The sequence below is a fragment of the Mycobacterium paraterrae genome (assembly GCF_022430545.2).
Lineage (GTDB): Bacteria > Actinomycetota > Actinomycetes > Mycobacteriales > Mycobacteriaceae > Mycobacterium > Mycobacterium paraterrae.
Genome location: NZ_CP092488.2, coordinates 2,076,122 through 2,093,852 on the forward strand (window position 1 = coordinate 2,076,122; position 17,731 = coordinate 2,093,852).

A 17,731-nucleotide genomic window follows, 5' to 3' on the forward strand; every position below is an offset into this window, starting at 1 on the left:
GAATCCACACGGGCTAGCGAGACGGCAGCAACGCCATGGCGGCGGCACCGAGCAAACCCATCCCGATCATCCCGACGACTGCGGCGACGACCGCCCGCCAACCAAAGCTTCGGCCGACCATCGCGGCGCCGGGGATACTGATCGCTGGAAGAGTCACGAGCAATGCGCCCAGAGTGGCCGAAGAAACGCCTAGCAAGGCCATCGTTTGGAGGATGGCGATCTCCCCAGCCGTCGGAATGACAACCAAAGTGCCTACGACTGCAGCGATTACGACGACGAGAAATCCGTGGTGCGCGAGTCGCATCATGCTGAGCAGCCAGCCGCGGCACGCGCCGAGCAGCAACACCAATACCGCATACTCAGGCAGCAGGAACGTTCCCATCCACAGCATCGCTCGAACCCAGTTCCGGACGGCGCCCGGGGAATCCTTGTCGGGCCGGCCGTCGCCGGCGGGTGCCGGGCCGGCCACTTGCCGGGATCGGCTCGCGACTTCGACCAACGCCGCCACGCCGATGACCGCGGCGACGCCGACGACGGACCTCGTCAGTGCCCACTGCCAGGGCGCCACGCAGACCAAGAAGATCAGAACCGCAGGATTGAGCAGTGGATTAGCCAGCCAAAACGCCGTCGCACCAGCCGCATTGACTCCGCTACGGCGCAACGTGACAGCAACCGGTGCAGCACAACACGCGCACATCATCGACGGCATCCCGGCCGTTCCACCGGCCAAAGCGCTTCGTCGCGGGCCGCTCCGATTCAACGCCCGCTGCATCCAGGCTCGCGGCGTCAAAGCTTGAACGGACGCGCTGATGAGCAGGGCGACCAGCAGCGCCTGCCAGACCGATGCCAGGTAGGCCTGAAAGAACGTCGTGGCTGCATGCCAACTGGGCCGGTCGCCTACGTGCACGCCGCCCACGGCGAGGATGTCTGACCCGGGCCAGCGCCGAGTCCGGAAAAGCGTTGCCGCCTTGTGCGCATACGGTACCCACTTCGCCCAGAGCAACCCCGGGACGATCACGGCGAGCGTTACGGCGGCGCTCGCCACGGTGCCCGCATGTCGCCCCTCGCGAACCGTCTTGACACTCAGCGGCGCCGTCACGGACGTCAGGCTAATTCACCACCAGCGGCCCGGCACGGCCGTCCGGGACGGTGCATATCGAAGTCGCGTGCGGGATAGTGAAACGATGCCGTTCAGTGATGTGGTTGCGGTGCTGGCATCGAGTGGACCGGCCGAACTGTTCCCGGCACGACAGCAGATGGCGGTGTCGCTCGGCTTTCATATCGTGCTGGCCTGTTTCGGGGTGGCCTTCCCGACCATCATCTTCGTCATGCACCGCCGCAGCATCGTTCGCGACGACCCGAACGCGCTGCGGCTAGCCAAGCGATGGTCGAAGGTGTCCGCGGTCCTGTTTGCGATCGGTGCCGTATCGGGGACGGTGCTCAGCTTCGAAATGGGCCTGTTGTGGCCCGGCCTGATGGGACGTTTCGGTGATGTGCTGGGGTTGCCGTTCGCGTTGGAAGGACTCTCGTTTTTCACCGAGGCGATCTTCTTGGGTCTGTACCTGTACGGATGGGATCGACTGCCCCCTCGTTGGCACCTCGCCACGCTGATTCCCATGGCGGTGTCCGGTGTCGTGGGCTCATTCTGCGTCGTCGCGGCGAATGCATGGATGAATTTCCCGACCGGGTTCGTCGTACGCGACGGGAAGGTCGTCGATGTTCAACCGTGGGCCGCGATGTTCAATCCGCTGGCCTACCTGCAGTTCCTGCACATGTGGCTGGGCGCGTTCTTGCTCGTTGGGTTTGTGGTGTCCGGCGTCTACGCCGCGGGGCTCTTGCGTGGCCGCGACGATGCCCAACACCGCCTCGGGTTCATCGTCCCGTTCGCGTTCGCCTCGGTCGCGGCGGTGCTTCAACCCTTGGTCGGCCACGTCCTGGGATTACAGGTCGGCGCCAAGCAGACCTCGAAGCTCGCCGCTTTCGAACTCGCGCTGCACAGCGAACCCGGTCCGGCGACCCTTCGGCTGGGAGGTTTCCTCGTCGGCGACCAGGTCCGCGGGGCTGTCCCTATTCCTAAAGTCGGCTCGGTGATTGCTCGCGGCACCTTGACCGGGGCGGTGCCGGGTCTCGACTCGATACCGAGAGCCGACTGGCCCCCGGTGAATCTGACGCACTGGTCCTTCCAGTCGATGGTGGGCATCGGACTGTTGCTGGCGTTGATTGCGATCGTGTTCTGGGTCGCACATCGGCGCGGCCACGACCCATTGAGCGATCGCCGGTTTCTGTGGTCCACGGTAATCGCGGGGCCACTGGCAATCCTCGCACTCGAGTTGGGTTGGATAGCAACCGAAGTGGGTCGACAACCATGGACGGTGTGGCAAGTGGAACGCACCACCGATGCGGTGACCAGGAACAGCGCGATCTGGTGGACCTACGCCGGAGTGTTGGTCATCTACCTCGGCATGAGTGTGGCGGCATACGTCGTATTGCGATCGATGGCCAGACGGTGGCGGGCTGGCGACGAGGAGTTGCCCAGCCCCTACGGGCCGGCCGCGCTGGTCGATTCAGCGTCGGCCGACCGCGGTGAGGGCACCCGATGACCGCTGCAGAACTGGTGGCGGCCGCGTTGTTCACCGGTGTAGTGGCCTACGCCGTCTTCGGTGGGGCCGATTTCGGTTCAGGTTTCTACGATTTGACCGCCGGCGGCGGCCCCGGGGGATCCCGGGTTCGGACCCTGATCGATCACAGCATCGGCCCGGTGTGGGAAGCCAACCATGTCTGGCTGATCTACGTGTTGGTGGTGTGGTGGACAGGATTCCCGAAGGCCTTCGCGGCGGCGATGACCACCTTATTCACCCCGTTGGTTCTCGCGCTCGCCGGAATCGTGTTGCGCGGCTCGACTTTTGCGTTCCGCAAGTACGCCGAGACCTTCGCCCAGGCCCGGCTCTTCGGAGCGGTGTTCGCCGGATCGTCGTTGATCACCCCGTTCTTCCTGGGAACGGTCGCGGGCGCCATCGCCTCGGGCCGGGTGCCGGCAGCCGGCTACGGGGATCCCGTGAGATCGTGGCTGAATCCAACTTCGTTGGTCGGCGGTTGTCTGGCCGCGGCAACGTCCGTCTTCCTAGCCGGGGTGTTTCTCACCGTTGCGGCCGCGCGAACGTCAACGCCCGAACTTGCCGCACGATTGCGCGTGCGCGCCCTGTCGGTCGGGGCGGTGACGGGCGTCATCGTCGCCGCCGGTTTGTATCCCGTCTCACGTGACGCCCCGACGTTGGCCGCAGGCCTGCGCGGTCGGGCCCTGCCGTTACTGCTGATCGCCGCGGTTGCCGGCGCGACGACGATGGTGTTGCTCTATCGCAGAAAGGCTTTGGGTGCCGCGCGGGTATCCGCGGTGACCGCGGTGGTGGCCGTCGTCGCCGGTTGGGGTGTGGCCCAGTACCCGTGGATGCTCGTCGACCACCAACGCATCGGTGACGCCGCCGGAGCGCCGGCCACACTCGACGCTCTACTCATCGTTGTGGTGCTCGCCGGATTGTTGGTGATCCCGCCGCTGGGCTACTTGTTGTGGTTCTCCCAGTCGGAGAAGCCGCCGTCAGCCCGCGGTGGTGATTGAGTCGTCGGTGATACCGGCCGCCTGGCGGGCCGCCAGGCGGCGTCGCTGCGGCTCCATCGTGTAGCGAGGGTCGCGCGCGGATGCCTTGCCCGCCTCGAAGATGCCGAACCGGGTGAGCGCCGACGCGGCCGCGAGCGCCAGGCCGGATACGACGGCAAGCGCGCGGCTGCGGCCGCCGAGTAGTGCACCCAATCCTCCCGCGATGACCAGCCTTTCGCTCCAGCGCAGCATTCGGCCGGGTTCGCCGTGGTGCAGCGGCTCGGCGGCTACCGGATCCATCCGCCGTTCCATGGCCCGTGTCGCAATCACGTCGCCGACGGCCCCCATCACCGCCAGGGTGCGCGCGGGCCCCGCCTCGACGACTGGTGTCGTGATCATCGCCAATCCCGACGCCGCCAGGCTCGCTGAACTGACGAAGACGAACGGGAGGTCCCGGTATGCGGCGTTCCACGTCGGTGTCGCGGTGTCGGTGAGCAGTACGGCGGTGTAGACGGCCAGCGGCGCCGCGAAGACGCCTGCCTCCACGCCGGCCGGACCCTCGACCGTGCGCAGCACGGTCCGCAACGGGCCCAACGGAATTCGCTCACCGGTGAGCCGGTCGATTTCGGAGACCGCGGCGACACCGATGCCGACGCTGAACAAACTCAGGATCCACGAGCCGATGCTCATCGGCGAAGTCAGCTTGATCGTGCGGAGCATGTTGACGAAGCGCTCCGGACGGCCGAGGTCCATCACCAACGCCACAGCGCCCAGCGATACCGCACCCAGCGAGGTGAGCCGGGTATTGCGCCGCAACCTCTTTCGGCCGGTCAGCTGCGCGCCGACGGCCAGCAGCGCGGACCCGCCGGCGACGCCGCCCAGGAACAGGTAGGCGCCCACCTCGTGTCCCCAGGGCGCGGGTTTGACGACCGGACGCCCGTAGTACGAAGTGAATTCGGCGTCGGGGACCATCAGCGACTCGTCGCGACGTCGACGCTTGCCGTCCCCGCGCCGGCGGCGCTTACCTTCCGGCGGTCGGAAGCTGTCGAATTCGGAGGTGCTCATCGGTTCCTCCAGAACGCCAACGCGGCCGCTCCGACCATGCCGGCCGCAGCCATGCCCGCCCGCTTGAACATGGTCGGCAGGTCAGCGGTGCAGACCCGCGGATCGGGTGGCAGCCCGTAAACCTCTGGCTCGTCGAGCAAGAGGAACACCGAACCGGTGCCGCCCACCCCGTCGTTCTCGTTCGCGCCGTAAAGCCTTGCCTCGGTGCGACCCTGGCTGTGCAACTCCGCAACCCGGTGCCGTGCCTGGTCCACCAGGTCGTCGTGGTTGCCGAACTTGATCGACGTGGTTGGGCAGGTCTGCGCGCACGCCGGCGTCTGGTCTTCGACCAGGCGGTCGTAGCAGAGCGTGCATTTTTGCGCGACGCCGGTGACGAACTTGTGGTCCGGCCGGTCGGGGTGCCCGGGGCGCTCCGCCGGGGTTGCGTAGGTGCCGTCACTGCGGCGTTCGACCACGCCGAACGGACAGCCGGCCACGCACGTGCCGCAACCGTTGCAGACGTCGGCTTGGACGACAACGGTGCCGAACTCGGTGCGGAACAGCGCGCCCGTCGGGCAGACGTCCAGGCAGCCGGCGTGGGTGCAGTGCTTGCACACGTCCGAGGACATCAGCCACCGAAACTCGGGGGTGTCCGGCACGGTGGTGTCAGAGTCGACGTGGCCGGGGACCGTCGGCATGCCCAAACCTATGAGCGCGCGGCCGGATTCGCGCGCCTCGTCGATGCGGTCGCGACCCTGCTCGATAAATGCGACGTGTCGCCAGGTGCTGGCGCCCAACGCGCCGGTGTTGTCGTAGGACGACCCGAGTAGCTGCAGGTCGCCGTCCCGCGGATTGTGGTTCCACTCCTTGCAGGCCACCTCGCAGGCCTTGCACCCGATGCAGATCGAGGTGTCGGTGAAGAAGCCCTTGCGGGGTTTGGCCTCGGTCCAGCCGGCGTCGGTGCTCGGGTCAGTCGGTCCGCTGAGTTGGCCCATCGGGTCCTCCTTCCCAGGCGGCGTCACTCACCCGTGCATTCCCGGTCTCGGCGGTAGCGCCGGCGCGGGACTGGTACTCGGCCACCAGCCGCAGCAGTTCCTCGCCCTGCGGCCGGCGGCCCGCGCGGATGTCGCACGACCCCGCCTTGGATTCCTGGATCTGGACGTTGGGGTCCAGGGTGACGCCCAGCAGGTCGTTGGCCGCGTCACCGCTGACCACCGCATCGCCGCCCACACCCCAGTGATAGGGCAGGCCGATTTGATGGACGGTATGGCCGCCGATTCGCAGTGGGGTCATCCGCTCGGTGACCAGCACGCGCGTCTCGATCGCCGCGCGTGGCGAGATGATTGTGGCCCAGCCGTAGGGCTCGAGCCCGCGTTCGGCGGCCAGTTCCGGTGAGACTTCGCAGAACATCTCCGGCTGCAGCTCCGAAAGGTAGGGCAACCAGCGGCTCATGCCGCCGGCGGTGTGGTGCTCCGTCAGACGGTACGTGGTGAACACGTAGGGGTATACCTCGACACCGGGCTCCCCGGCGCTGGGTGCACTGAGATTGTCTTTGCGCGGGAACGTGATTCGACCCGGATTGCGCTGCTGTGGGTACAGGGCGTTGGCGACCGGCGACTCTTGCGGTTCGTAGTGGGTGGGCAGCGGCCCGTCGATCACGCCCTTGGGCGCGAACAGCCAGCCCTTGCCGTCGGCCTGCATGATGAACGGGTCATCGCCGGCCAGGGCGTCCGGGCCGCCGACGTCGGGATCGGGTCTGCTGCCCGGCGCGCGGTCGGCGACGAAGTCGGGCACGTCGTCGCCCGTCCAGCGGCCCTGCTCGGCGTCCCACCAGACCAACCGCTTGCGTTCGCTCCAGGGGTTGCCGTCTGGGTCGGCGGACGCGCGGTTGTAGAGGATCCGCCGGTCGGCCGGCCATGCCCAGCCCCACTCGTGCTGACTCGGGGAGTCACCGCCGTGCGGAACGCGGCGGGCGGCCTGGTTGGTGGCGTCGGCGTACACGCCGGTGTAGATCCAGCAGCCGCCGGCGGTCGACCCGTCGGCGCGCATCTCGTCGTAGGACGTCAGCGGCCGGCGCGTGTCCGGGCCGCCGACGTGGTAGCCGTTGATCTCGGCCAGCACGGCTTCGCCGTCGGGCTCGCCGTGCTCATCGGTGGGGTAGTCCCACGTCAAGTCCAGGAGCGGGCGGTCACGCTCGTCGGTGGACCCGGCCAGACGCTGCCGGATTCGTTTGCCCAGTTCGAAGAAGAACTGCAGTTCGCTCTGGCACTGTCCCGGCGGTTCGACGGCTTTATGTCGCCACTGCACCAATCGCTGTGTCTGCGTGAACGATCCGGCCTTTTCGACATGTGTTGCCGCGGGCAGGAAGAACACCTCGGTGTCGATCTCCTCGGTCTTCAGCTCGCCCGAGGCGATCTCCGGGCCGTCCTTCCACCAGGTGGCCGACTCGATGAGGTTGAGGTCGCGCACCACCAGCCACTTGAGGTGGGCCATCCCGAGTCGCTGCATGCGTCCGTGCGCTGAGCCGACCGCGGGGTTCTGCCCGAGCAGGAAGTAGCCCTCGACCTCGTCGTCGAGCATCGACATCACGGTCTGGTAGGTACCGTGCGGGCCGGTCAACCGCGGCAGGTAGTCATAGGCCCAGTCGTTGTCCGTCGTGGCGGCGTCCCCCCACCACGCCTTGAGCAGGCTGACCGCGTAGGCGTCGGCGTTGGCCCAGAAGCCTTTCTGCTTCTTGGATCCGACCGCCTCGAGGTAGTCGGCGAAGGTGTCGTGCATGCCCGCCTTCGGCATCGGCAGGTAGCCGGGCAGCAGGTTGAACAGCGTCGGAATGTCCGTCGAGCCCTGGATGGTGGCGTGGCCGCGCAGCGCCATGATTCCGCTACCCGGGCGGCCGACGTTGCCTAGCAGCAACTGCAGAATCGTTGCGGTACGGATGAATTGGGCGCCCAGGGTGTGCTGGGTCCAGCCCACGGCGTAGGCGAAGCAGGTGGTGCGCTCACGCCCGGAGTTCTCCACGATGGAACGGGCCAGGTAGTCGAAGTCCGCGCGGCTGATGCCGCAGACATCGTTGACCATCTCCGGGGTGTAGCGGGAGTAATGGCGTTTGAGGATCTGGAACACCGTACGCGGGTGCTGCAGCGTCTCGTCGCGTTTGACCCGGGCGTGCGCGAGTGGCGGGCCGCCGCTGCCCTGCTCGTGGCCGGCCGCGCTGGCCGTGGCGTCTGCGCCGTGCGTGTGGCCGCCGCCGGGTGACTCGATGTGGCCGTTGCCTTGCTCGTCGTAGGCCCAGCTCGACGTGTCGTACTGGCCGGTTTCGGGGTCGAACCCGGAGAACAGGCCGCCGAGATCCTCGGTGTCCTTGAAGTCTTCGTTGATCAGCGTGGCGGCGTTGGTGTAGGCGACGACGTAGTCGTTGAACCACAGGTCGTTGGTCAGGATGTGGTTGATCAGCGCACCGAGCAGCACGACGTCGGAGCCGGCCCGGATCGGGATGTGGCGGTCGGACACCGCCGAGGTGCGGGTGAACCGCGGGTCGACGTGGATGATGCGCGCGCCGCGGGCTCTGGCTTCCTCCACCCACTGGAAGCCCACCGGATGGCATTCGGCCATGTTGGAGCCCTGGATGACGATGCAGTCGGCATTCGCCATGTCTTGCAGTGATTGGGTGGCGCCGCCGCGCCCGAAGGAAGCTCCCAGACCGGGAACTGTTGCGCTGTGTCAAATACGCGCTTGGTTCTCGATCTGGATTGCGCCCGCGGCGGTGAAGAGCTTCTTGATGAGGTAGTTCTCTTCGTTGTCCAGGGTGGCGCCGCCAAGTGCGGCGATACCCATCGTGCGCCGCAGCAGGTTGCCCTTCTTGTCGATGTCCTGCCAGGAGTTTCGGCGCGCGTCGAGGAATCGGTCGGCGATCATGTCGATCGCGGTGTCGAGCTCCAGCGGCTGCCAGTCGGTGGCCCGCGGCGCGCGGTAGAGCACCGTCACCTGCCGGCCCGGTGAGTTGACCAGTTGCTCGCTCGCGGAACCCTTGGGGCACAGGCGGCCTCGCGAGATGGGCGAGTCGGGGTCACCCTCGATCTGGACGACCTTCTCGTCCTTGACATATACCTTCTGCCCGCAGCCGACAGCGCAGTACGGGCAGATGCTCTGCACCACCCGGTCGGCCGTGCTGGTGCGCGGCGCGACGGCGCGGGTCTGTTTGGACGTGACGGCCCAGCCGCGGCCCAACTTGTCGTCCGAGCGGAGCTGACGGATGACGGGCCATTCGAGGAAAACCTTGGGCAATCCCTTTTTCGCAGGCATATTCGCGAGGTTAGTGCAGACCGATGCCGGTGGCTACGTCGTGCGGCGTGCCGCGGGAGCCCTCAACGCACGACGATTGCGTGCGGCCCGGCGGAGACCAGTTCGCCGATCACCGGTGCGCCCGGGATCTCGCCGGCGATCAACAGCCCCCCGGAAGTCTGGGCATCGGCCAGCAACAACGCCTCGTCTTCGCTGATCCCGGAGAGGTCGACGTGGGGGGCCACCCAGTCCAGGTTTCGCCGGGTGCCGCCGCTGACGTAACCGGCGGCCAGGGCTTCTCGGGCGCCGTCGAGATAGGGCACCGCCGTGGAGTCGATCACCGCGGTGACGCCGCTGGCCCGCGCGAGTTTGTACAGGTGGCCGAGCAACCCGAACCCGGTGACATCGGTGGCGCACTGCACGCCCGCGGCCAGTGCCGACGCGGACGCTTCGGCGTTCAGTGTCGTCATCGCCTCGATGGCGTTGTCGAAGCGCTCGCCGGTGGCCTTGTGCCGACTGTTGAGCACCCCGACGCCCAGCGGCTTGGTGAGCGACAACGGCACACCCGCCCGGCCGGAATCGTTGCGTAACAAGCGGTTCGGGTCGGCGACGCCGGTCACCGCCAGACCGTATTTCGGTTCCGGATCGTCGACGCTGTGCCCACCGGCCAGATGGCAACCGGCTTCGGCGCACACGTCAAGGCCGCCGCGCAGCGTTTCGGTCGCGAGTTCGAAGGGCAGCACATCGCGCGGCCAGCCCAGCAGGTTCAGCGCCATCACCGGCCGTCCACCCATCGCGTAGATGTCGGATAGCGCGTTGGCCGCCGCGATCCGGCCCCAGTCGTAGGCGTCGTCGACCACCGGGGTGAAGAAGTCCGTGGTCGCAAGCAACGCGGTGTCGCCGTCTAGCCGGACGGCAGCGGCGTCGTCGCCGCTGTCCAGCCCGACCAGCAATTGCGCCGTTGCACCGGACGGGGATTCGACGCGGAGTCCGCCCACCATTTCCTCCAATTCGCCGGGCGGGATTTTGCAAGCGCAGCCGCCGCCGTGCGCATACTGGGTCAACCGGTAGGTCGTCATGCGTCCATAATGATTGCCATGGGCCAGGGAGGTGTGTCCGGTCTGGTGACCGGCGCGGTCTTCAAAACCGTCGAGCGGCAGACGCTGTCGTTGGCGGGTTCGATTCCCGTCCGCCTCCGCCACCCTGGCGCCTGACATGCCCGGCGGAAGCGATCACCGGCGCCGGGTCCCACGCACCGACGCGCTGCTCGCCGAGCCGCGCCTGGCCGCCGCTGAGCGGCTCCTGGGGCGTGAGCTGGTCAAATCGGTGATCGCGACGGCTCAGCAGCGCGCCCGCGCCGGTGAGATCGAGCCCGAGCAGGTCGCCGAGCAGGCGGTCGCCGCGCTTCCGGCGACCGCGGCCAGTCTGCGACCCGTCCTCAACGCCACCGGTGTCGTCGTGCACACCAACCTCGGCCGGGCCCCGTTGTCGCAGGCCGCCCTGGACGCGGTGCTGACCGCCGGCGGAGCGACCGACGTCGAATTCGACTTGGACACCGGACGACGCGGGCGCCGGGGACGCGGCGCGTTGACGGCCTTGGCCCGGGCGGTGCCGGCAGCCGGTGGCGTGCACGTGGTGAACAACAACGCGGCCGCGCTGCTGCTGGCCGCATTGACGATGGCGGCCGGTAAGGAAATCGTGCTCAGCCGTGGGGAACTGGTCGAGATCGGGGACGGTTTCAGGATCCCGGAGCTGTTGCAGTCCGCCGGTGCGCGGCTTCGGGAGGTCGGCACGACCAACCGCACCCACCTTCGTGACTACGCCGACGCGATCGGTCCCGACACCGGCTTCGTGCTCAAGGTGCACCCGTCGAATTTCCACGTCGCCGGTTTCACCTCCGCGGTAGCGGTTTCGGAGTTGGCCGAGGTGCTGCGGCCACGGAACGTCCCCCTTGTGGTGGATATCGGCTCGGGATTGCTGAGCCCGCATCCGGTTCTGCCCGACGAGCCGGACGCTGCCACGACGCTGACCGATGGGGCCGATCTGGTGACCGCCAGCGGCGACAAGTTGCTCGGTGGTCCGCAGGCCGGCCTGTTGCTCGGCGACGTTCAGCTGATCGAACGACTGCGACGCAATCCGGCAGCACGGGCGCTGCGGGTGGACAAACTCACGCTGGCCGCTCTGGAGGCCACCCTGACCGGACCGCCGCCACCGGTGCACCAAGCGCTGACGGTCGACGTAGCGCAGCTGCGTGACCGCGCCGAGCGGCTCGCCGCCACACTGCCGATCGCCGAAGCAGTGGACTGCGTTGCGGCAGTGGGCGGTGGCGGCGCGCCAGGGGTGCGGCTGCCCAGTGCCGGGCTGAGTCTCCCCGAGGCTTACGCCGCCGCGCTGCGTGCCGGAAACCCGCCGGTGATCGGGCGGTTGGAGGACGGGCGCTGCCTGCTCGACCTGCGCACGGTGGCACCGGAAGACGATGATCGGCTCGCGACCGCGGTATTGGCATGTTCGTCGTAGCCACCGCGGGACATGTCGACCACGGGAAATCCACACTGGTGCAACGGCTCACGGGGACGTGGCCGGACCGGTTGGCCGAGGAACAGCGTCGTGGCCTGACCATCGACCTCGGCTTCGCGTGGACCAATATCGACGGCCGGGAACTGGCGTTCGTCGACGTGCCGGGCCACGAACGCTTCGTCGCCACCATGCTCGCGGGCGTCGGCCCGGTGCCCGCCGTCGTCTTCGTCGTCGCCGCCACCGAAGGCTGGATGCCGCAGTCCGACGAGCATTTGGCCGCGCTGGACGCGCTGGGCGTACGTCATGCGCTGCTCGTGATCACCAAGGACGACCTCGCCGATCCCGGTCCGGCGATCGAGCAGGCCCGTCAGCGATTCGCCGCCACGTCGCTGGCCGATCCGGCCGTCGTGACGGCGGGCGACCTGAGTCGCGTCCGCACCGAGTTGGCGGCGCTGGTCGATCGGTTGCCGACTCCCGACCGCGACGCCGACGTGCGGTTGTGGGTGGACCGGTGCTTCTCGATTTCGGGCGCGGGCACGGTGATCACCGGTACCTTGCCCGCCGGCACCGTTCGGGTCGGTGACGAGCTGCAACACGGCGATCGGCGTCTGACCGTGCGGGGCGTCCAGTCGCTGGGTCGGGAGAGAAACGAGGTCAGCGCGGTGGCACGGGTGGCGCTCAATCTGCGCGGCGCAGACCGCCACCAGATCCGCCGCGGCGACACGCTTCGGACCCCGGGTGCCTGGTTCGACACCACCGAGATCGACGTCGCACTGCGATCCGTCGATGGGCTCCACCGACAGCTGGTCTTGCACATCGGATCTGCGGCGGTGCCGGTAATGGTCCGTCCGCTGGGTTCAGCCGCGGCGCGACTGCGACTGTCCCGTCCGTTGCCGCTGCGGGTCGATGACGCAGGAGTGCTCCGTGACCCGGGGGCGCACGCAATCGTGGCGGGGATTCGGGTGCTCGACGTCCGGCCGCCGGGTCTGCGTCGCCGCGGCGCTGCCCGCACGCGGGCCGCGGAATTGGCCACCGGCCGGGCTCATCCGCCGACCTGTGCCCGGCCCAACGATCTGCGTGCGATGGGCCTGCCGGTCAGCGGCCACCACATTGGCGACTGGGTGGTCGATCCGGAGTGGTGGAGCGGCCGCCGAGCGTGCGCCGTCGACGCAGTCCGCCGCTGGGTCGCCGACCACGACATCGCCGCGGGGATGCCGCTGGAAACACTGCGCCAACGACTCGGATTACCGGCCGTCGAGTTGGTGGGCCCACTTCTCGACGGGACAGGACTCGACATCGCGGACGGGTTGGTCAGGTCCCCGGGGACCGGGCTCCCCGCGCGGGTCGATCGGGCCCTACAGACGGTGGAGGGGTGGTTGGCCGCCGAACAGTTCCGCGCCCCTGAGGCCGACGAGCTGACCGACCTCGACTTGGGCCCGCGCGAACTCGCCGCAGCCGTTCGTGCGGGACGACTCACCAGGATCGCGGACGGCATCGTGCTGGGACCCGACGCCCTGGACCGCGCCTCCGCCGTGGTCGCTGCCCTGCCGCAACCGTTTTCGGTCAGCCAGGCGCGCGTGGCGCTCGACACCACCCGCCGGGTGGCGGTGCCCCTGCTGGAAAAATTGGACGCGATGCGGGTCACGTGCCGCCGCAGTGACGGAAGTCGGACCGTCGTCGATCCGGTGACCGCGCGGCAATAGTGCTGCGGCAGATACGGTGTCGACCCGCGCCGATGCGGCTTAGACGACTCGGCCTTCGCTCCGTCGCTGCGCGAGGGCGACACCGACGCCGATGAGGCCGAGAACGGTCAGCGGAATGGTCCACGCCCGACGGGTGCCCAGAGCCGAGTTGCACGACGCGACGAACTCACTCTTCGGGGCGAGCTGGTTGGCGATCGGAATTTGCTGCACGACGGGCGAATTCCCGATGTTACGGTCGTCCTGCGCGCGGGCGGCCGACAGGTCGGAATGCACGGCATTGCCGCAACCAATCCCACCGGGCCCCGAGACGGGAACGAACAATCCGATCACGCCAGCGATGAGAAGGATCGCGCCACCCAAGAGCAGCAGCCGCCGATTACTCGTCATTGTGTAACTCCCTTGCTATCCGTGAGTCGTCAATACCGCGCACGCTCATAACCCGCTGGCAGCGGGTTCAAACGCGGTGGAGCCGCAGCCCCGCTTCCCATCGGGGGTCTATAGGGTGCGCGTCCTCGAGGTGGCCAGTTTGAAGATCCACAACAGCACGACGGCACCCACCAAGGCGCCGAGGAACGCGTGCTTGATCGGTGGATGGATGTCGAAGTGGTGCGGCGGAAACAGAACGCTGCTCAGGGTGCCGCCCACGTAGGAGCCGACAATGCCCAGTGCGGCGGTGGCGATCCAGCCCATGGGCTGCCGCCCGGGCACGATCGCGCGTGCGATCAAACCGACGATGAGACCGAGAATGATCAACCAAATGATGTGAATAACCACGACAGGTCTCCTTTGTGCGAGTGACGGACCGTATACCGCGCTCGCGTGAATTCAAACCTCGCGGTGCCGGAGAACCGGTGGGGACCCGTTTGCCCGGTGCCCGGGCGGGGCATGTTGGCCGGCATGGGCAAGACGCCGCTATGAGTGCTGGTGCGCAGTGACCGCCGCACCGGCAACCCCCTCATTGATGAACGGCTGGCTGCCGGTCTGCCTTGAAATGTTCGCCGTGGCGGCACTGTGCTGTGTCCTCGGGCAACGCTGTCGACTAAGGCAAATTGCGATGGCGGTGGCTTTCGGCGCGGCGGCGGCGCTGGGCGCCCGCTGGGCACTGCAGAACTCGGGCCTCACCGGTGAGGAGGCTCCGTGGTCGTTGTGGATCTGGACTGCCACGACCACATTCGCGGTGACCGTTGCAGTTACCGGATGGCGCGGAGGCAGCGGCTGGTGGCGCCACAACGCGGTGCTCGCATCGTCGTTGTGTCTGCTCGGCACCGGCTTGGTGGTCAACGGTTGGATCGGCTATCTACCCACCGTGGCTGTCGCGCGGGATCAGCTACTGAGGCAGCCCCTTCCACACCAGATCGACTGGAGTGCCGCCGCCGCCATGCGTGCCCGCCGTGAGCGACCCCGCGAGGGGCGGCTGGTCGCCGCCGAGACCGGCGATCGAGCGTCGGGCTTTCGGCACCGCGCCGAATGGGTGTACCTGCCGCCGTCCTGGTTCCACGACCCCGGCGCCGCCGAACCGGTCGTCATGATGATCGGCGGGGAATTCACCACCGCGATCGACTGGGTGCGCGCCGGCCAGGCGGTGACGACGGTCGACAGCTATGCGGCGGCGCACGGCGGAAACGCCCCCGTGCTGGTGTTCGTCGACGCCAGCGGCTCGTTCACCAATGACACCGAGTGTGTCAACGGCGTTCGTGGCCGCGCCGCCGACCATCTGACTCGAGATGTGGTACCCGAAGTCGCCGGCCGTTTCGGTGTCGGCACGGATCCGCGGCGCTGGGCGGTCGCCGGGTTCTCATCCGGCGGCACCTGCGCCGTCGACCTGGCCGTCATGCATCCCGAGCTGTTCGGCCGGTTCGTCGACATTGCCGGTGACGAACGCCCTAACACGGGCAGCGACGGCCAGACGGTTCAACGTCTCTTCGGGGGCGACCGGCGGGCGTGGGCGACCTTTGATCCCGCGACGGTCATCGCCGCGCACGGCTCATACCGGGACAGCGCGGGACTTTTCATCGTGCCCGAATCGTCGCGCTCGGACAGCCAAGCGGCGCAGCGCCTTTGCGGCCTCGGTGCCGTTCGGAGCATCAAATGCGCCGTCACGACACTCCCCGGACGTCATACCTGGCCCTTCGCCGCCGCCGCGTTCGAGAAAGCGTTGCCGTGGCTGGCCGATCCGCGATCCGGTGATGCGGTCAGCTGACGTATTCGCCGATGCCGACGCCGCACTGCGCCAGCGTCTGGGCGACGTGTTCGAAAGCGTTGTAGCGCAATATCTCTCCGCGTAGGCGGCGGGCCGCGATCCGATACCGAGGTTGGGTCAGTACGCGATCGACCGCATCGGCGACATCGCGGGCCTTCGGTCGTGACGTGCGCAGGTCGATGCCTGCGCCAGCGTAAGCCACCCGCGCGGCAACCTCGGGCTTGTCGGATGCGGCTCCGGCGATCACCAGCGGTATTCCGTGGGCCAGCGCGTAGTGGACCCCGCCGAAGCCACCGTTGGTGACCATCACGTCGACGGCCGGGAGCAACTTCCCGTACGGCACATAGTCAGAGACAAAGGTGTTGCCCGGCAGGGCAATCGGCAAGGTGCACCGTCCGGGCTGACCCGTTGTGGCGATGATCGCGACGTCGGGCCGGGAGTGCAATGCCCGCACGGTGGGAATGACGAGTTCGCCGAGATCACAGTTGTCCCACGTGCCTTGGGTGACATGGACGACCGTCTTCTCGCACCGCTTCGGCCGCTGCGCCAGGCGAGACGGCACGCCTCGCGGGAGTACGGGACCGGCGAAGCTCACTGTGTCCGGCAGGTCGTGGCGTGGATACTCCAGACCGGGAATCGACAGCTGCACGACGTGGTCGGCCAGCAGCGGCCAGTCGGTGAGGAAGACCGGCGACCGCGGTGCGCCGACCGAACGCAACGCGTCGTCCAGCTGCGACCGGATGCCGCGGAACAGGACATCGCCCACCACCCGATGCATCATTCGGTAGTCCATGAAAGGCTCGGGCTGCCAACCCATTCCAAATGGTGGCGTGTCAGGACTGGACAGCATCAGCGGACTGACTCCGCACACCACGACCGCAGGCCGTGGCAGCGCCGACAACAACAGCGGCATCACACCGGTGAATGCGACATCGCAGAGCACGGCGTCGACGCGGCGCTTGTCGAGCAGCCGCTGCAGGGCGATCCACTGTGTCGCCAGCGGTGCGACGAATACCGCCGACATGTCGTGGCGGCCGGTGAGGAATCGCTGCACCAGTCCGGTCGCGACCGGCAGCGGTCGATCGGTGCGTGGTGACCCCGCCGGGGGCAGCGGAACGTGACGCATGCCTCGCCGGCGGATCTGCGCGCGGTATTCGGAGTCGGCGAGAAAGGAGACGTCGTGGCCACGCCGCGCGAGGTCGCTGCCGAGTTCGAGGAGCGGGCTCAGGTGGCCAGGAATCGTGCTGGCCGCTACCAGGTAGTGCGCCACATACCGCTTTCTTGCCGGGGCCGGTGTACACGTGCTGACCCCTCTGCGACCGGCGACACTTCGAGGCGGACAATCCGGCGTGGTGACAGACTTGCTGTCTCATACCCTGGGCGGTGGTGGGAGAAACGCCGTCACCGCGTCATCCGGTCGCCTCGGATCGCCGCCTCAACGACCTCACGTACAAGGAGCCCGAATGTCATCGCTGCCGAAATTCCATTTCCCCGGCGCGCGGGCGGTGGTGACCGGGGCCGCGAGCGGGATGGGAGAGCAGATCGCCTACCTGCTCGCCGAGCGCGGAGCCCGCCTCGCACTTGTCGACCGGGACGGTGACCGGTTGGCCGGCGTCGCTCAGGAGATCCACGCCCGCCACCCCGGCATCTCCCAAACCACCGAGGTGGTCGATCTGTCGGATCCCGCTCAGATTTCCGACCTCACCGCGGCTTTGCGACGAGACCGCGTTGACCTGTTGGTCAACAATGCCGGAGTCGCGCTGGGCGGTCGGTTCGCCGACGTGAGCGAAGAGGAATTCGACTGGGTTATGCAGATCAACTTCCGGGCGCCGGTTGCGCTGACCCGCGGCCTGTTACCGGCGATGCCAGAAGGCGCTCACATCGTCAACGTCTCCAGCCTGTTCGGATTGGTCGCGCCCCCGGGTCAGACGGCTTACTCGGCAAGCAAATTCGCGCTGCGGGGCTTCAGCGAGGCGCTGCGGCGCGAGCTGCGGCCCGCCGGGATCGGCGTGACCACCATCCATCCGGGCGGGATCCGCACCCGGATCGCCGAAACCGCCCGCGTCGCGGCCGGGGCCAGCGACGACGAAGTTCAAGCAGGCAAGGCGGCGTTCGCCAAAATGCTGACGTATCCGGCGGATCGCGCGGCCGCGGAGATCGTCAACGGGGTCGCCAACCGGAAGGGCCGCGTCGTGATCGCGCCCGAGGCGGTCGTCCTCGACGTTGTCGCGCGCATCGCCCCGGTTGAGCACTTCGAGATCGCGACCTCGATCAGGAGCCAGGTGAAACGCTTGCGGCGGTACCTGCCGCGCTAGCTCCTGGCTGGTGTGTGCCGCAGAGCGCGGCGACGTCGTTTGTGATGACTTTCCCCGGGGTATCTCGTCGGCTAGTCAG

At 67.9% G+C, this 17,731-nt stretch carries 14 protein-coding genes and 1 tRNA gene; 7 read left to right on the forward strand and 8 right to left on the reverse strand.

Features of this window, described 5'->3' with window-relative positions:
* Positions 1-13: 13 nt before the first annotated feature.
* Complete coding sequence (locus MKK62_RS09975; protein WP_240261226.1) at positions 14-1,099, reverse strand: permease; 1,086 nt, start codon at positions 1,097-1,099, stop codon at positions 14-16.
* Between the two features lie 85 nt (positions 1,100-1,184).
* Here MKK62_RS09975 and MKK62_RS09980 point away from each other — a divergent pair, with 85 nt between their 5' ends.
* Together MKK62_RS09980 and MKK62_RS09985 are read left to right on the forward strand one after the other, a co-directional pair.
* Positions 1,185-2,600, forward strand: a complete 1,416-nt coding sequence (locus MKK62_RS09980) for a cytochrome ubiquinol oxidase subunit I (RefSeq protein WP_240261225.1) — start codon at positions 1,185-1,187, stop codon at positions 2,598-2,600.
* Positions 2,597-3,613: a cytochrome d ubiquinol oxidase subunit II gene (locus tag MKK62_RS09985; RefSeq protein WP_240261224.1), complete on the forward strand. Its 1,017-nt coding sequence runs from the start codon at positions 2,597-2,599 to the stop codon at positions 3,611-3,613. Before MKK62_RS09980 ends, MKK62_RS09985 begins: the two co-directional genes overlap by 4 nt.
* On the opposite strand, the gene nrfD is transcribed toward MKK62_RS09985, so the two are convergent.
* The 4 genes from nrfD to selD all read right to left on the reverse strand — a co-directional run bounded on the left by nrfD (position 3,593) and on the right by selD (position 9,996).
* On the reverse strand, positions 3,593-4,657 hold the full coding sequence (gene nrfD, locus MKK62_RS09990) for an NrfD/PsrC family molybdoenzyme membrane anchor subunit (protein WP_240261223.1): 1,065 nt from the start codon (positions 4,655-4,657) through the stop codon (positions 3,593-3,595). The genes MKK62_RS09985 and nrfD overlap by 21 nt on opposite strands.
* On the reverse strand, positions 4,654-5,631 hold the full coding sequence (locus MKK62_RS09995; protein ID WP_240261222.1) for a 4Fe-4S dicluster domain-containing protein: 978 nt from the start codon (positions 5,629-5,631) through the stop codon (positions 4,654-4,656). The genes nrfD and MKK62_RS09995 overlap by 4 nt, the downstream gene beginning before the upstream one ends.
* Positions 5,606-8,938 (reverse strand): formate dehydrogenase, encoded by a 3,333-nt coding sequence (gene fdh / locus MKK62_RS10000; RefSeq protein ID WP_240261221.1) that lies wholly within the window; start codon positions 8,936-8,938, stop codon positions 5,606-5,608. Before fdh ends, MKK62_RS09995 begins: the two co-directional genes overlap by 26 nt.
* A gap of 62 nt (positions 8,939-9,000) precedes the next feature.
* On the reverse strand, positions 9,001-9,996 hold the full coding sequence (gene selD, locus MKK62_RS10005; RefSeq protein ID WP_240261220.1) for a selenide, water dikinase SelD: 996 nt from the start codon (positions 9,994-9,996) through the stop codon (positions 9,001-9,003).
* A 27-nt stretch (positions 9,997-10,023) separates the two neighbouring features.
* On the opposite strand from selD, the gene MKK62_RS10010 reads away from it, so the two are divergent.
* The 3 genes from MKK62_RS10010 to MKK62_RS10020 all read left to right on the forward strand — a co-directional run bounded on the left by MKK62_RS10010 (position 10,024) and on the right by MKK62_RS10020 (position 13,137).
* Positions 10,024-10,118: transfer RNA gene (locus MKK62_RS10010), tRNA-Sec, on the forward strand.
* A 14-nt stretch (positions 10,119-10,132) separates the two neighbouring features.
* On the forward strand, positions 10,133-11,434 hold the full coding sequence (gene selA, locus MKK62_RS10015) for an L-seryl-tRNA(Sec) selenium transferase (RefSeq protein WP_240261219.1): 1,302 nt from the start codon (positions 10,133-10,135) through the stop codon (positions 11,432-11,434).
* Positions 11,422-13,137 carry a selenocysteine-specific translation elongation factor gene (locus tag MKK62_RS10020; protein ID WP_240261218.1) on the forward strand — a complete coding sequence of 572 codons (1,716 nt, stop codon included), beginning with the start codon at positions 11,422-11,424 and terminating at the stop codon, positions 13,135-13,137. The genes selA and MKK62_RS10020 overlap by 13 nt, the downstream gene beginning before the upstream one ends.
* A 39-nt stretch (positions 13,138-13,176) precedes the next feature.
* Here MKK62_RS10020 and MKK62_RS10025 read toward each other — a convergent pair whose 3' ends face one another.
* The gene (locus tag MKK62_RS10025) at positions 13,177-13,524 is read right to left on the reverse strand and encodes an aminopeptidase (protein WP_240261217.1); all 348 of its coding nucleotides are present in this window, start codon (positions 13,522-13,524) and stop codon (positions 13,177-13,179) included.
* Between the two features lie 108 nt (positions 13,525-13,632).
* Complete coding sequence (locus MKK62_RS10030) at positions 13,633-13,911, reverse strand: GlsB/YeaQ/YmgE family stress response membrane protein (protein ID WP_240261216.1); 279 nt, start codon at positions 13,909-13,911, stop codon at positions 13,633-13,635.
* A gap of 280 nt (positions 13,912-14,191) precedes the next feature.
* Between MKK62_RS10030 and MKK62_RS10035 the strand changes: the two genes are divergently transcribed.
* Positions 14,192-15,337 (forward strand): alpha/beta hydrolase, encoded by a 1,146-nt coding sequence (locus MKK62_RS10035; RefSeq protein ID WP_240261215.1) that lies wholly within the window; start codon positions 14,192-14,194, stop codon positions 15,335-15,337.
* Here the strand turns inward: MKK62_RS10035 and MKK62_RS10040 are convergent.
* Complete coding sequence (locus MKK62_RS10040) at positions 15,330-16,607, reverse strand: nucleotide disphospho-sugar-binding domain-containing protein (protein ID WP_240261214.1); 1,278 nt, start codon at positions 16,605-16,607, stop codon at positions 15,330-15,332. The genes MKK62_RS10035 and MKK62_RS10040 overlap by 8 nt on opposite strands.
* A gap of 193 nt (positions 16,608-16,800) precedes the next feature.
* Here MKK62_RS10040 and MKK62_RS10045 point away from each other — a divergent pair, with 193 nt between their 5' ends.
* A complete protein-coding gene (locus tag MKK62_RS10045) occupies positions 16,801-17,652 on the forward strand; it encodes an SDR family NAD(P)-dependent oxidoreductase (RefSeq protein ID WP_240261213.1) in 852 nt (283 codons plus the stop codon).
* Positions 17,653-17,731: the final 79 nt, after the last annotated feature.